Annotated in this window: 14 protein-coding genes; 10 read left to right on the top strand and 4 right to left on the bottom strand. The window is 65.3% G+C overall.

What is annotated here, in order from left to right; translation table 11 throughout:
* Positions 1 to 338 precede the first annotated feature (338 nt).
* Complete coding sequence (locus tag CH289_RS08080) at positions 339 to 1,433, top strand: S1C family serine protease (RefSeq protein ID WP_037183944.1); 1,095 nt, start codon at positions 339 to 341, stop codon at positions 1,431 to 1,433.
* A gap of 16 nt (positions 1,434 to 1,449) precedes the next feature.
* Here CH289_RS08080 and CH289_RS08085 read toward each other — a convergent pair whose 3' ends face one another.
* Together CH289_RS08085 and CH289_RS08090 are read right to left on the bottom strand one after the other, a co-directional pair.
* Positions 1,450 to 1,830 carry a VOC family protein gene (locus tag CH289_RS08085; protein WP_094727734.1) on the bottom strand — a complete coding sequence of 127 codons (381 nt, stop codon included), beginning with the start codon at positions 1,828 to 1,830 and terminating at the stop codon, positions 1,450 to 1,452.
* Positions 1,831 to 1,877: 47 nt separating this feature from the next.
* A complete protein-coding gene (locus CH289_RS08090; RefSeq protein ID WP_037140046.1) occupies positions 1,878 to 3,062 on the bottom strand; it encodes a thiolase family protein in 1,185 nt (394 codons plus the stop codon).
* 110 nt (positions 3,063 to 3,172) lie between these two features.
* On the opposite strand from CH289_RS08090, the gene CH289_RS08095 reads away from it, so the two are divergent.
* Genes CH289_RS08095 through CH289_RS08115 form a run of 5 tightly spaced genes read left to right on the top strand, consistent with a single transcriptional unit; the run spans position 3,173 to position 6,644 of the window.
* The gene (locus tag CH289_RS08095) at positions 3,173 to 4,153 is read left to right on the top strand and encodes an LLM class F420-dependent oxidoreductase (protein ID WP_176458735.1); all 981 of its coding nucleotides are present in this window, start codon (positions 3,173 to 3,175) and stop codon (positions 4,151 to 4,153) included.
* Between the two features lie 38 nt (positions 4,154 to 4,191).
* A complete protein-coding gene (locus CH289_RS08100; RefSeq protein WP_371828038.1) occupies positions 4,192 to 4,815 on the top strand; it encodes an AIM24 family protein in 624 nt (207 codons plus the stop codon).
* Between the two features lies 1 nt (position 4,816).
* Complete coding sequence (locus tag CH289_RS08105) at positions 4,817 to 5,494, top strand: AIM24 family protein (RefSeq protein ID WP_094654990.1); 678 nt, start codon at positions 4,817 to 4,819, stop codon at positions 5,492 to 5,494.
* Positions 5,495 to 5,502: 8 nt separating this feature from the next.
* Complete coding sequence (locus CH289_RS08110) at positions 5,503 to 6,246, top strand: AIM24 family protein (RefSeq protein WP_094727735.1); 744 nt, start codon at positions 5,503 to 5,505, stop codon at positions 6,244 to 6,246.
* A 26-nt stretch (positions 6,247 to 6,272) separates the two neighbouring features.
* Complete coding sequence (locus tag CH289_RS08115; RefSeq protein WP_019665265.1) at positions 6,273 to 6,644, top strand: hypothetical protein; 372 nt, start codon at positions 6,273 to 6,275, stop codon at positions 6,642 to 6,644.
* Positions 6,645 to 6,660: 16 nt separating this feature from the next.
* Here CH289_RS08115 and CH289_RS08120 read toward each other — a convergent pair whose 3' ends face one another.
* Together CH289_RS08120 and CH289_RS08125 are read right to left on the bottom strand one after the other, a co-directional pair.
* Complete coding sequence (locus CH289_RS08120) at positions 6,661 to 7,818, bottom strand: macrolide family glycosyltransferase (protein ID WP_094727736.1); 1,158 nt, start codon at positions 7,816 to 7,818, stop codon at positions 6,661 to 6,663.
* Between the two features lie 42 nt (positions 7,819 to 7,860).
* The gene (locus CH289_RS08125; protein ID WP_033190287.1) at positions 7,861 to 8,172 is read right to left on the bottom strand and encodes an ArsR/SmtB family transcription factor; all 312 of its coding nucleotides are present in this window, start codon (positions 8,170 to 8,172) and stop codon (positions 7,861 to 7,863) included.
* Between the two features lie 90 nt (positions 8,173 to 8,262).
* Between CH289_RS08125 and CH289_RS08130 the strand changes: the two genes are divergently transcribed.
* From CH289_RS08130 to CH289_RS08145, 4 genes are read left to right on the top strand one after another with little or no spacing between them, the layout of a single operon-like run.
* The gene (locus tag CH289_RS08130; RefSeq protein WP_094727737.1) at positions 8,263 to 9,528 is read left to right on the top strand and encodes an MFS transporter; all 1,266 of its coding nucleotides are present in this window, start codon (positions 8,263 to 8,265) and stop codon (positions 9,526 to 9,528) included.
* On the top strand, positions 9,525 to 10,112 hold the full coding sequence (locus tag CH289_RS08135; RefSeq protein ID WP_094727738.1) for a GNAT family N-acetyltransferase: 588 nt from the start codon (positions 9,525 to 9,527) through the stop codon (positions 10,110 to 10,112). Before CH289_RS08130 ends, CH289_RS08135 begins: the two co-directional genes overlap by 4 nt.
* 39 nt (positions 10,113 to 10,151) lie before the next feature.
* A complete protein-coding gene (locus CH289_RS08140) occupies positions 10,152 to 12,527 on the top strand; it encodes a lysylphosphatidylglycerol synthase transmembrane domain-containing protein (RefSeq protein ID WP_019665260.1) in 2,376 nt (791 codons plus the stop codon).
* Between the two features lies 1 nt (position 12,528).
* On the top strand, positions 12,529 to 13,641 hold the full coding sequence (locus CH289_RS08145) for a DNA alkylation repair protein (protein WP_019665259.1): 1,113 nt from the start codon (positions 12,529 to 12,531) through the stop codon (positions 13,639 to 13,641).
* Position 13,642 lies beyond the last annotated feature (1 nt).

The following is a 13,642-nucleotide window of genomic DNA, read 5'->3' on the forward strand; positions in this document are numbered from 1 at the left end:
TAACCACACCGAGCACCCCCACACCAAGGACCCCTGAAGCGAGCCCACCGGAACAGGACCCACCACCAGGTCGATGACCACCAGCAGGCTGCCAGCGGCACACACGCTCCGCGTGTGCCGCGCACAGTCATGCCCGCAACAGCAAGGCCGAACGAACGGGGGCGCAGTTCGAGGCGTAAGAGAACACTGGCGGAGCGGCGGCCAGTACAGTCAGCGAGTCGAGCCTGGCGGGCAGCAGTGGTGTTCCAGCAAGCAGTGGGTCTACCAGACCGGCAGTAGCAGAATGCAGCTGCTGAGACAGGCGCATTTTCGTCGACGGACGGCCATAATCGGAGGCTATGCAGGCAGCTGGTCGGGCGGTGACCGTGGTGGTGCTGACGCTCGCGGCGACGGCGCTGGCACCCCAGCTGGCGCCGGGTGGGTTCGACGCTGTTCAGCCTCCGGTTGCGTTGCCTCCGGCACCACCACCAGCGCCCGCGGGGCCCCCGCTCACACCGGAGCAGTTGTCCGCCCGCGTGGATCCGACGGTGGTCACGATCTCCGCCGAGTTCGGCACGTACGGAGTGGCCGGAACGGGATTCGTCGTCGGCGCGGACGGGTTGGTTCTGACGAACTTCCACGTCGTCGAACAGGCGACGGATGTGACTGCCGTGCACATGGGCAACGGCCTGATCTACGACGCGTCGGTGCTGGGCTACGACAAGTCCCGTGACCTTGCGGTACTGGAGTTGGCGACCGCGTCGGATCTCCCGCCGGCGCCCATCGGGTCCTCGGCCGACCTCGCGGTCGGTGACGCGGTCACAGCCGTCGGGAATGCGGCAGGCGGCGGAGTTCTCGTCCCGGCGCCGGGGAAAATCGTCGCACTGGATCGGGTTGTCACCGCGCAGAACTCGGTCGACGGAACCAGCAACGAGCTGACCGGGATGATTCAGATCGACGCCGACGTTCGTGCCGGCGACTCGGGCGGACCGCTCGTCGACGCATGGGGAGACGTCATCGGAGTGGACGCGGCCGGGCTCTCGGACGACGCCAGAGCCACGCAAGCTCCGGAGGCGTACGCCATCCCGATCGACGACGCCATGGCCGTCGTCGAACAGGTGCGGACCGGACGCTCGGGTGGGACTGTCCACGTCGGCCCGACGCCGTATCTCGGGGTGTCGATCCGGGACGTGTCGGCTTTCCGTTCGGCGGGCCCGTCGCAGGGAGCTGCGGTGACGTCTGTTCGGAACGACTCTCCCGCAATGAGAACCGGCCTGGCCGACGGCGATGTGATCGTCTCCGTCGACGGCAGACCTGTTCGATCCTCGAAGGACATGTCGGCGGAGATGATCGGGCGCAGGCCGGGGGAGACGATGCGTCTCGAGTGGGTGACCGAGCAGGGTATTCGTCAGGAGCAACCCGTGACGCTCGAGCTGGGAACTCCCACCGCCTGATTCGCACCCGCAGTGTTCACGCCTGCAACACGGACAGGATGTTGCCGGACGGGTCGGTGAACCAGGCGATCAGCGGTCCGCCGTGGCGGAAGATCCCCTTCTCGTCGGTTCCCATGTCCGGATACTGCTGAAAGACAACTCCTTCGGCCGTCAACGCGTCGACGGCGGCGTCGATGTCCGCGACCGGAAAGTTGAGAATGGTGTACGGCGCGGGTTCGTGCCGCTCCCGCGGGTAGATCAGAATCTCGACGGCGCCGCTCAGGCGAAGGTGGAGCATGCCCATCTCACCTGTCTCGACGGTCAGCCCGAGCGTGTCCGCGTAGAACGCTCGGGCCGCCTCCATGTCGTCGACGGCGAATCCGGAGAACGGTGGTCCTGTGAGTTCGAGTGTCGGCATGGTCCGATTGTTCACCCAATGCACGTGTTCTGCAGCGAAAACCTGCTTCAGACCCGTTCCAGAACCGTCGCGTTCGCGAGCCCGCCTGCTTCGCACATCGTCTGCAGACCGAATCGGGCATCGTTCTGCTCCATGGCGTTGACCAACGTCGTCATGATTCGTGCTCCGCTTGCCCCGAGTGGGTGGCCGATCGCGATGGCTCCGCCGTTGACGTTCACCCGGGACGAGTCTGCACCGGTTTCCTTCTGCCATGCCAGAACCACCGAAGCGAAGGCCTCGTTCACCTCGAACAGATCGATGTCGGCCAGGCCCAGGCCCGCCCGCTTCAACACCTTCTCGGTCGCTGGAATGACGCCGGTGAGCATGTACAACGGATCGGATCCGACGACAGCGACGCTGTGCAGGCGCGCGAGAGGCTTCAACCCCAAGCGCGTGGCGATCTCGCTCGTCGTGATCAGCAAAGCGGCGCTGCCGTCGCTGAGCGGACTACTGTTCCCGGCGGTGACGGACCAGTCGATCTGTGGGAAGCGTTCACCTACTGCATCATCGACGAATGCCGGCCGTAGAGCAGCCATCGATTCCAGCGTTCCGCCGCTACGGATGATCTCGTCGTGATCCAACTCCGCCAGGGGTGCCAATTCTTTCGAAAACCTGCCTCCGGTGGCGGCGGCGTAGGCCTTGGCATGACTGTTCAATGCGAACTCGTCCTGAGCGGTCCGGTCGAATCCCCACTTCGCTGCGATCAGCTCGGCGCTGTGACCCTGCGCCACAAGCCCTTCGGCGTATCGTTCGCTGAAGCCGATCCCTCGCGGATCGGAACCCGGCCTGACGTTGGAACCCATCGGCACACGTCCCATGGATTCGACGCCGGCAGCAACGACGATGTCGTACGCACCGGACATGACACCCTGCGCGGCGAAATGCACTGCCTGCTGGCTGCTTCCACATTGGCGGTCCACCGTAGTGCCGGGCACGGACTCGGGGTAACCGGCAGCCAGCAGTGCCGTCCGAGCGATGTTGAAGGCTTGTTCGTCCACCTGCGTGACCGCCCCGGTGATGACGTCGTCGATCATCGCCGGGTCGATCCCGCTTCGTTCGACGACGGCCCGGAGGCTGTGCGCCAGCAGATCGGCTGGATGCACACCGTGCAGCGCCCCGCTGGCCTTGCCTTTACCGACCGGAGTACGGACCGCCTCGACGATGACTGCGTCGCGGCCGAATGTGTGTGACATGGCAAGACCCCTTCGACTGGCTTTGGTTTACCCTAGCTAGCCTGACTATATCTTTGCATAGTCAACTCGTCCAGGTGGCATACGTCACCGACGGGAGTAGCGTTCAGTACGTGACTATTCGTCTCGGTTACCAGATGCCCAATTTCAGCTACGAAGGTTCCGTCAAGGAACTGTTCCCCACGGTCATCGCGCAGGCGCGCGAGGCAGAAGCCGCGGGATTCGACACCGCGTTCGTCATGGACCACTTCTACCAACTCCCCGGAATCGGCAAGCCGGACGAGCCGATGCTCGAGGCGTACTCCGCCCTCTCGGGGCTGGCCACTGCCACGGAGACCATCCAGCTGTCGGCCCTCGTCACCGGCAACACCTACCGGAACCCGGCAATACTCGCCAAGACCGTCACCACGCTCGACGTCGTCAGCGGCGGACGCGCGATCCTCGGCATCGGTGCGGGCTGGTTCGAACTGGAGCACACCAGCTTCGGGCTCGAGTTCGGCACGTTCACGGACCGTTTCGAGCGTCTCGACGAAGCCCTCCAGATCATCGAACCCATGCTTCGCGGTCAGCGACCGACGTTCGACGGCCTCTGGTACCAGGTCGAGAACGCGATCAACGAGCCTCGCATCCGCGACGATCTGCCCATCATGCTCGGCGGCGGCGGCGAGAAGAAGACGTTCGGTCTCGCGGCGCAGTTCGCGGATCACCTCAACATCATCTGCAACGCAAGCGAATTGCCGCGCAAGGTCGCAGCCGTCGAAGCGCGCTGCGAAGAGGTGGACCGCGATCCCAAGGATCTCGAAACCAGCTTCCTCGCGTTCGTCATCATCGACGAGGACGGCGACAAGGCAGTGAAGCTGAGGAACGACTACCTGCTCTCCACCGGCGTCGACGTGTCCAACCTGTCCGACGACGATGCCGCGGCCGCCACCGATCGCATCTTCTGCGGCACTCCCGACGACATCGCCGGGCAGATCCAGAAGCGCGTTCTCGACCACGGTATCGACGGAATCATCATCAATCTGGTCACCAATGGACACGAGCCCGGCGTCGTCGAACTTGCAGGTAAAACCCTGAAGCCGCTCGTCGGGTAAAGCTGGCACGGGGGAACTGCGCGTGGCATAGTTCCCCCGTGGCTCAGCTGACTTTGAACGGGCACCGAGTGCTCGTCGCGAATCTGAACGGTGACTCGCTGCGCGCGATCACCGGATCGATGGTCGCGTACGAGGGCGACGTCGCCTTCAAGAACGCCGGAATGGGCGGTGGTGGAGGTCTGCGCGCTGCGCTCAAGCAGAAGGTGACGGGCGAATCCCTCTCTCTGATGGAGGTTTCCGGTAAAGGCACCGTCTATTTTGCCGTCGACGCCCAGGACGTCACCATCGTCGACATCTCCGGTGACTCCATGCACGTCGAAGCGTCGCAGCTACTGGCTCTCACCGGTCAGCTGAAGACCGAGGTCAAGTTCTCCGGCCTCCGCGGAGCGTCGTCGGGCCAAGGACTGTTCACGACGGTGGTCAGCGGAACCGGCCAGGTCGCACTGCTGTCGGCGGGCGGGCCGCTCATCGCGCTGGCCGTCGACCCGCAGTACCCGCTCGTCGTCGATCCCGACGCGTTCGTCGCCCACCGCGGGCAGCTGAACCAGAGCTTCGTGACGGACGTGACCTGGCGATCCGCCATCGGAGGCGGCAGCGGCGAAGCCTTCTCGCTGCGTTTCGACGGCCACGGCGTCGTCTACATCCAGCCCGAGGAGCGCTGACATGCCGCTGGAACTCGTCAACAGCAAAGTCGTCAAGTCGACCCTCGCACCGGGCCAGAACGTGTTGGCACGCAAGGGTTCCATGCTCTACTACACGGGCGACGTCCATTTCATCCCGCACTCGATGGGTGGATCGGCGGGTGCCATGCCGTCGATGGGTGGCGTGGCGGGCATGGCGGGGAGGATGATGTCCGGCGAGCACGTCGCGATGATGGCGGCCGAAGGCCAGGGTGAGGTCTTCTACGGCCACGCGGGCCTGTACGTCGAAGTGATCCACCTCGACGGGTCGTCGAGGCTGACCGTCGAAGCGGACCGCCTGCTCGCGCACGACGGTTACCTCCAGAGCTCGATCGTCGCGCTCACCTCACAGGGTGGTGTGCGTGGAGCAGTTCGAGGAGCGATGACCGGCCAGGGCTTGTTCACCACTCAGCTGACCGGGCAGGGCAGCGTTGCCGTTCTGTCTCACGGCGGGGCCATTCCACTGCAGGTCGGGCCGGAGCACCCCCAGGTGGTGGTCGATCCCCAGGCGTACGTCTGTCATATCGGAAACATCGAGGTCGACATCTCCGCCAACGTCGGATGGCGTGACGCCGTCGGTAAAGGCAGCGGCGAGGCCATCCAGTTGAAGATGACGGGCTTCGGGACTGTCTGGGTCCAGGCCTCCGAGCAGAAGTTCTAGGAGCTGACATGAGCCTCGAGATCCACACCCCACACACGCTCCCGGTCAACGACAACGTCCCCGGCAACGACTATGTCTTTTGCGTCGAACTCGCCGGCCAGCCCTGGTTCACGTCGAAGGGCGCGATGATCGCCTACTACGGCAACGTGCGCTTCGAACCGCTCGGCCAGACGTCGATGCCTGCCATCGTCGCCGCGCGATTCTCCTCGCCGCTGTACTCGAACGACTGGGTGCTCGCACAGGGTCAGGGCAAGCTGATCCTCGGCGACCGCGGCTTCAACATCAACTCCTACGACCTCGACAACGGCAATCTGACCATCCGGGCGTCGAACCTTCTTGCGTTCGAGCCGACCCTCGATCTGAAGCAGTCGATCGTTCCTGGATTCCTGACCTTGCTGGGTACCGGCAAGTTCCTGGCGTCGTCGAACGGGCAGGTCATGTTCGCCGAACCTCCACTGCGCATCGACCCGGAAGCTCTCGTCGGATGGGCCGACTGCCCGTCGCCATCGCATCACTTCGACGCAGGCTGGATGCAGAACTTTCTGGGCGCAGCGCGCGGATTCCTCGGCGCGAACAGTGGTGAAGAACGCCAGTTCGACTTCACCGGCGCAGGCACCGTGCTGATCCAGTCCAGCGAAAAGGTCCTCGACGACGGTCACCTGCTGCGCCACATCGAGTCGCAGACCGTCACCCTCGGTCAGAACAGTCTCCGGGCCCTGCACAACACGATCGGTGCACGGCTTCAGCAGTAACTCCGCAGCAGGCGCACACTGGAGACATGACCAACAACGGACCGTTCAACATCGACCCCGAAGACTTCGATCGCTTCGCCAAGGAAGCGAGCGACGGACTGCGTGACGTCGTCGGCCAGGTCGGCAAGATCATCGGCCAATCCGGTGCGATCGGGCCATGGGGTGCATTCTTCGGTGAGGCGGCAGCGCCGACGAGGAAGTCCGCTCCGGAGCCTGAGACCACCGGCGACAAAGGCGACGGCGTCTGGACCATCTACACCGTCTCCGACGACGGTGCTGCCATCGACCAGGTGTTCGCCACCGAACTCGACGCCCTGCGAGCACACAAGGACAACACCGACCCGACGAGAAAGGTGCGTTTCCTGCCCTACGGCATGAGCGTCAGCGCTCTCGACTAGACGCGAGCAGTAGAGGTCACCTCGCTGCGCTCACCACCGCATCGGCCGCCTTGTCGATCCCACCGCATCCGCGGACGTCGGCACCGATGTCGGCGAGGCGTCGGCGCATGTCCGCGGAGTCTGCGACCTTCCCGACGGCGTCGCGCAGCGATTCCACCGTCACCTCGTCGTTCTGGAGCTGGACGCCGACTCCGAGTTCCTCGAGCAGTGACGCATTTCCGAACTGATCCACCGCCTGCGGGATGGCGACCGTGGGGACCTCGAACCACAGTGCCTCGGTGCAGCCGCCCATTCCTGCGTGGGTGACGAACACCGACGCGGCACGCAGGACCGTGAGCTGCGGAACGCGCGCATGGATCTCGATGTTCGACGGCACGTCTCCTAATTCCGCTGCGTCGACACGGTTTCCGATGGAGATCACCACGTGCCAGTCCGTTCCGCCGAACGCATCGATGCAAGTGCGGTAGAACTCCGGCCGCTCGTTGAACCCGGTACCGAACGAGATGTAGAGAACGCGTGCATTCGGGGCCGTCCAGCCTGTCTCGGCAAGACGCCCGGCATCGAGACACGGGCCGACGAATTGCACCCGGTCCGGTACCCGGTCCGCATTGGGCTGCATCGCACGCGGAATCAGCGACAGAACGTGTTCGGGATGGGAGATCCAGTCCCAGGCGTCGACGTGAATACCGTTGTCGGTGAGCCATGTCGAGTACGCGGCGTGGTACTTCTGCCCCGTCTCGGATGCTCGTAGTGGACCGAGCATCTCGGACAGATCGTCCTCGTATCCATCCCATGCGACCATCGCGGGTGAGAGTTGGACGGCCTTGACGTCGTAGCGACGACCCAACACCGGTGCCGCCAGACCGCCGATGTCGTACAGGAACAGATTCGGGCGGTCCTCGTCGTAGAACGCCGCCAATCCGGCGAAGGATTCCAGCGCCTCGTCCAGGAACACGTGCATCGCCGACGCCGGGTCGTCCGGCCAGTCGTCCTCACCCTGCGGGAGGATGGAGGAGAACGAAACCACCTCCACCCCAAGGGTTTCGACCAGCCCGGCCAGCTGTTCACCGACGGCGTACGTGACCCGATGCCCGCGGCGCACCAACTCGGCGATCAGGCCGAGAGAAGGGTAGATGTGGCTCGGCGCCGTCGTGCCGATCATCGCGATGTGCATGTCGACGACGCTAACGCGTGCTCTCGCGCGGTGCTACCCGATTTACGGCGACTCGTTGGCGATGAGGTCCAGCAGGCCGGGGAACCGCTCGTTCAGTTCCGGCCTGCGCAGCGTGACCTTGCGACTGTTGCCCCGATCGACCTGGAACACCAAACCGGATTCGCGCAGAACCCGAAAATGATGCGTCAGAGTCGATTTGGTGACGCCCAACTCGAACGACATACACGTTCGCTCGGCACCGTCGTCGTCGCCGACCAGCTCGGTGATCACCTTCCTCCGCAACGGATCTGCCAACGCGGACATGACTTTGCCCAGTTCCATCTCCGACACCTCGGGGTGCCCGTTCTCGTCCATGGTCCCACTTCCTAGTTAATAGGTACGGCTTGCGTCGTACCTATGTTTCTGCTTGTCTGGTACGGCAATCATCGTACCTAGGGGGAGCCGATGCAATCCAAGAACACTCTGGTCGTCGTTCTCGCGGCGCAATTCGTCGTACCCATGTCGATCGCGGGAACGGCCATCGCACTACCGGACATCGCGCGCGACCTCGGCGACGCCCCCGGTCCGCTGCACTGGGTCGTCAACGGGTTCAACCTCGCATTCGCGCTGTTCACGGTCGTGTGGGGCGCAGTGTCGGACCGCATCGGGCACCACATCTCGTTTCGGCTCGGTGTCGCGCTGACCGGCCTGGCCGGCATCGTGAGTGCCGCCGCTCCCTCGGTGGAGATCCTCGACGCCGCCCGGGTTATCGCCGGAATCGGCGCCGCGGCTGTGCTCGTCGGATCGACATCGATCCTGTCGCATCTCTACACCGGTGCCGACCGCGCAACGGCTTTCGCCGCGTTCGGCACAGTCAACGGGCTCGGACTTGCGCTCGGCCCCACGATCTCCGGCTTCCTCGTCGGCGGAATCGGCTGGCGAGGAGTCTTTCTCGCGCAGGCAGCGGTGTTGATCGTCGCGCTGGCGGGGACAGTCGTACTGCCACGCATCCGGCCCGAACGCGTGGGCTCGGCCCCTATTCTCGACGTCGGCCTCCTACGCAACCGCACCTTCCTCGGCCTGTGCCTGGTGCCCGTCGCGGGCGCGATCGGATTCGTCACCCTCCTGACCTACCTGCCGAATGCACTCAGCGGCATCACATCGATGGATCCGACGTCCGCGGGCCTGTTCATGCTGACGATGACGGTCCCCGTTCTGCTCGCACCTGCCGTCGTGGCCAAGCTGATCACAACGGGGTCGGTTACGCCGAAGACGGTCATCGGCGTCAGTCTCGCCGCTCTCGTTCTGGGCGATCTCGGGATGCTCGCGCTGCGGCCCGACTCTTCCCTGTGGTGGATCGTGGTGCCGATGGTGGCCGTCGGCCTGGGATTCGGTCTACCCATCGGTTTGGTCGACGGAGAAGCTCTCGCGGCGGTTCCCCCGGAGCAGACCGGCACGGCTGCGGGCGTCCTCAACCTGTTCCGCATCGGCGGCGAGGCTCTGCTCGTCGCCGGCTATGCGTGGACGCTCACCGCGTTCGTCACGGCCTCGATGCCCGACAACCCCGTCGCCGACGCCACCGCAGCCGGGATTCCCGGCCATCCGCACGAGTACGCGGCGGCATTCCACGATGTCGTGGTCGTCCTTGCGCTGCTGGTCGCGGTGACAGCCGCTGCGGTCGTGCTGCTCACCCGCTCGCGCAAGCGCACTGACGTATCGTCGGCCGCGTGACTTTCCTGCAGCCGGTGACGTTGACCAACGACGTCGTGACGCTCGAACCGCTGAGCCACGACCACCTCGAAGGACTTTCCGACGCCGTTCGCGACGGTGAACTCTGGAACCTCTGGTACACCTCGGTGCCGAGGCCGGAGAACATGGCCACCGAGATCGATCGGCGACTCGGCCTGCTCGACGCCCAGTCGATGCTGCCGTTCACCGTGCGCCGTAACGACACGGGGCAGATCATCGGCATGACGACGTACATGAATGCCGACGCCGCGAACCGCCGACTGGAGATCGGGTCCACCTGGAACGCCACCTCCGCTCAGCGCAGCGGAACCAACACCGCGAGCAAATTGCTGCTGCTCACTCATGCGTTCGAGGAAATGCACTGCATCGCAGTCGAATTCCGTACCCATTGGATGAACCTGCAATCACGCACCGCCATCGCACGGCTCGGCGCCAAGCAGGACGGCATCCTGCGTAACCACCAACGCATGCCCGACGGCTCCCTGCGCGACACCGTCGTGTTCTCCATCGTCGAGTCCGAATGGCCCGCTGTTCGTAACGAGCTGGTGCGTCGACTGGCGCGGTAGTCGGCCGGTCGGCGGCACCGCCACGGTAAGTTGGCGCACGTGCGAGTCGACGGGCGGGACATTCCGGTCACCGGGAGTCTGTTGCAACCGCTCGTCCGACGGACAAGCGACATCCTGCGTGTGGTGCTGTCCGTGCTGCTGCTCGCGACGGTCATCGCGGGCTCGCTCATCACCCGTAATCAGTGGGACGCCCTCGAGATGTCGGTGTCGAACATCCTGGGTGTACTGAGCCCCGATCAGTCGAATCTGGTCTACCTTCTGTACGGCGTCGCGATTCTGGCACTGCCCTTCGGCATCCTCATCGGGTTGATCGCCGGACGGAAATGGAAGCTCCTCGCGGGGTATGCGGCGGCAGGACTCATCGCAGGCCTGTCCCTGTCCATCACCGGGACCGGTATCTCGACCCCGGACTGGCACCTCGACGTGCCGGATCGTCTCGACACCTTCCTGTCCCAGTTCCTCGACGACTCCCGTTGGATCGCGATGCTGGCTGCCGTCCTCACGGTGTCCGGCCCGTGGCTACCCGCGCGGTGGCGTCGGGTGTGGTGGTTCCTGCTGCTCGCCTTCGTGCCGATCCACCTGTTCGTCAGTACCGTCGTGCCGGCTCGGTCGATGCTCGGCCTGTCCGTCGGGTGGTTGGTCGGCGCACTGATCGTTCTCGTCGTCGGCACGCCTGCGCTCGAGGTTCCGCTCGACGCCGCCGTCCGGCTCCTCGCCAAACGCGGTCACACCGTCATCTCGCTGGAAGTACTGAAGCCTGCGGGGCCAGGCCCGCTGGTTCTCTCGGCGGCAGCGGAAGGACCGGAGCCCGAGATCATCGTCGAGATGTACGGCCAGAACCAACGTAGCGGGGGAGCCCTCCGGCAGGTGTGGCGATGGCTGTCGTTCCGTAACAGCGAGAGCGCGCCTCTGCACGCGTCGATGCGCCGAGCCGTCGAACACCGCGCACTGATGGGCATCGCCATCGGCGACCTCGGCGTCGCCAGCAGCAGGCCTCTGGCCGTGTCGGCACTCGACCGAGGTTGGGCGTTGTACGCCCACAGCGCACCCCGCGGCGTCCCCGTCGACGAGACCTCACCCGACGAGTTGGCGTCGAGCATCTGGAACGGACTCCAGACACTGCACGAGGTTCAGATCTCCCACGGTGATCTGCGCAGCGCGGAGCTCCGCAACGACGACGGCACGGCCCTGTTCGGCGGGTTCTCCAGCGCCGAACTGGGCGCATCGGACGCGCAGATGCAGTCCGACGTCGCGCAACTTCTGATCTCGACATCCGCGCTCTTCGGTGAGGAGCGGGCAGTCCGGATCGCCGTCGACACCCTCGGCGAGGACATCGTCGTCACTGCAGCCGGGCGGTTGACCAAGACCGCGATTCCCACGCGCGTGCTCGAGTCCGTCCCCGACGGCAAGGGCATCATGAAGTCGGTACGCGACGAAGTCGTGAAGCAGACCGGCACCGAGAAGATCGCCACCGAGCAGGTCACTCGCTTCACCCGGAACCAGATCATCCAACTGGTCCTGCTGATCGGTCTCGTGTACGTCGCCTACCCGTTCATCAGCGCCGTCCCGACCTTCGTCACCGAGTTGCAGACTGCCAACTGGTGGTGGGCACTGCTCGGACTCGCGGTATCGGCGCTGACGTACGTCGGTGCGGCCGCGGCACTGTGGGCGTGCGCATCCGGACTCGTCAGCTTTCGGAACCTCACGATCATGCAGGTGGCCAACACGTTCGCCGCGACGACGACGCCTGCCGGGGTCGGTGGCCTCGCGCTGAGCGTCCGCTTTCTGCAGAAGGGCGGCCTCGGCGCGGTACGTGCGACCGCCGCTGTGGCACTGCAGCAATCGGTCCAGGTGATCACGCACGTCTCGTTGCTCGTCTTCTTCTCCGTCGCCGCAGGCACATCGGCCGACCTGGCGCACTTCGTACCGGACGCGACGGTGCTCTACCTGATCGCGGGTGTCGTCCTCGGCATCCTCGGCACCGTCCTGTTCGTCCCGACGCTTCGGCGCTGGCTGCGCAATGCCGTGCGCCCGCAGCTGAAGGAGGTGTTCGGTGAACTCGGAGATCTGGCCAAGGACCCCAAACGATTCGCGATCATCGTCCTCGGCTGTGCGGCAACCACTCTGGGCGCCGCACTGGCCCTGTGGGCGAGCGTGGAAGCGTTCGGCGGCGGCACCACGTTCGTCACCGTCACCGTCGTGACGATGATCGGCGGAACCCTCGCATCGGCAGCGCCCACACCCGGTGGCGTCGGCGCCGTGGAGGCCGCCCTGATCGGCGGGCTCGCGGCGTTCGGACTCCCCGCGAGCGTCGCTGTCCCGTCGGTGCTGCTCTATCGCGTGCTCACGTGTTGGCTGCCGGTCTTCTGTGGGTGGCCGACTCTCCGATGGCTGACGAACAAGGACATGGTGTGACATGCCCACTGCCGACGAACTCCTCGGCGCCGGAGTCGTTACCGAATTGGTCCGGCACCTCGGCGGGCGAATGCCCGCGACACTGGCCACCACCAGGGACTTCGACGGACTGAGCCTGAGCGACCGTGCCCGCGTCGTCCGGGACGCCCTGCTCGCGGAACTGCCGGCGGCCTACGCGCCGTTCGAGAAGAAGATCCGCACTGCGCTGAAGAAGAGCACCTTCACCGGATGGATGATCTGGCCCGTCACCGAGGCCGTCGCCGTCAGGGCAACCACTTCCGGCAAGCCCGGCCCGGAAGGAGAGGCACCGACAACGGCGGACACCGCCACGTTCGATTCCGGCTTGGCGCTGCTCGCCGACCTCACCCCGCGTCTGACGTCCGAGTTCGCCGTCAGGACCTTCATGGACGCGAACCTGGACCGCACGCTCCAGGCCGCCCTCACGTGGACCTCACACAAGGACGAGCATGTCCGCCGACTCGCCACCGAGGGCACCCGTCCGTTCCTGCCGTGGGCGAGGAGAGTCAAGGCACTCACCGCCCGGCCCGACGCGACCGTCCCGATCCTGGACGCGCTGTACCGCGACGAGTCCGAGTACGTGCGTCGATCGGTAGCCAACCATCTGAACGATCTGAGCCGCACGGACCCGACGCTCGTCGTCACGACCGCACGCCGCTGGACCGAGGCGCCGGACGACAACACCCCGAGACTCGTTCGGCACGCGCTGCGCACCCTGGTCAAGAAGGGCGATCCCGACGCCTTGGCGCTGCTCGGTTTCGCGCCGCCCGACGGCGTCACGGTGCACGACCTGACGGTGACCCCGACGAACGTGATCAGCGGCGGCGAGCTGACGTTCCGGTTCGAGCTCGCGTCGACGTCGGAGCAGGCGGTCGCTGTCGACTACGTCCTTCACCATGTTCGAGCGAACGGCACACGCAGCCCCAAGGTCTTCAAATTGACCACACGGACGCTCGCACCCGGCTCGCCCGCGGTTCTCACACGGTCACATTCGTTCCGGCCCATCAGCACTCGCCGGTACTACCCCGGTGAACATGTGCTCGAGATTCAGGTGAACGGTTCGACCCTCGCTCGTACCGTTTTCAACCTGGGCTGAT

The organism is Rhodococcus sp. RS1C4, assembly GCF_002258225.1.
Classification (GTDB): Bacteria; Actinomycetota; Actinomycetes; order Mycobacteriales; family Mycobacteriaceae; genus Rhodococcoides; species Rhodococcoides fascians_E.

What these genes read in the sequence shown, in the direction of transcription:
- CH289_RS08115 (WP_019665265.1), top strand. Translation starts at nt 6,273, where the DNA reads ATGACCAACAACGGACCGTTCAACATCGACCCCGAAGACTTCGATCGC.
- CH289_RS08125 (WP_033190287.1), bottom strand. Translation starts at nt 8,172, where the DNA reads ATGGACGAGAACGGGCACCCCGAGGTGTCGGAGATGGAACTGGGCAAA.
- CH289_RS08145 (WP_019665259.1), top strand. Translation starts at nt 12,529, where the DNA reads ATGCCCACTGCCGACGAACTCCTCGGCGCCGGAGTCGTTACCGAATTG.
- CH289_RS08120 (WP_094727736.1), bottom strand. Translation starts at nt 7,818, where the DNA reads ATGCACATCGCGATGATCGGCACGACGGCGCCGAGCCACATCTACCCT.
- CH289_RS08130 (WP_094727737.1), top strand. Translation starts at nt 8,263, where the DNA reads ATGCAATCCAAGAACACTCTGGTCGTCGTTCTCGCGGCGCAATTCGTC.
- CH289_RS08090 (WP_037140046.1), bottom strand. Translation starts at nt 3,062, where the DNA reads ATGTCACACACATTCGGCCGCGACGCAGTCATCGTCGAGGCGGTCCGT.
- CH289_RS08110 (WP_094727735.1), top strand. Translation starts at nt 5,503, where the DNA reads ATGAGCCTCGAGATCCACACCCCACACACGCTCCCGGTCAACGACAAC.
- CH289_RS08080 (WP_037183944.1), top strand. Translation starts at nt 339, where the DNA reads ATGCAGGCAGCTGGTCGGGCGGTGACCGTGGTGGTGCTGACGCTCGCG.
- CH289_RS08085 (WP_094727734.1), bottom strand. Translation starts at nt 1,830, where the DNA reads ATGCCGACACTCGAACTCACAGGACCACCGTTCTCCGGATTCGCCGTC.
- CH289_RS08105 (WP_094654990.1), top strand. Translation starts at nt 4,817, where the DNA reads ATGCCGCTGGAACTCGTCAACAGCAAAGTCGTCAAGTCGACCCTCGCA.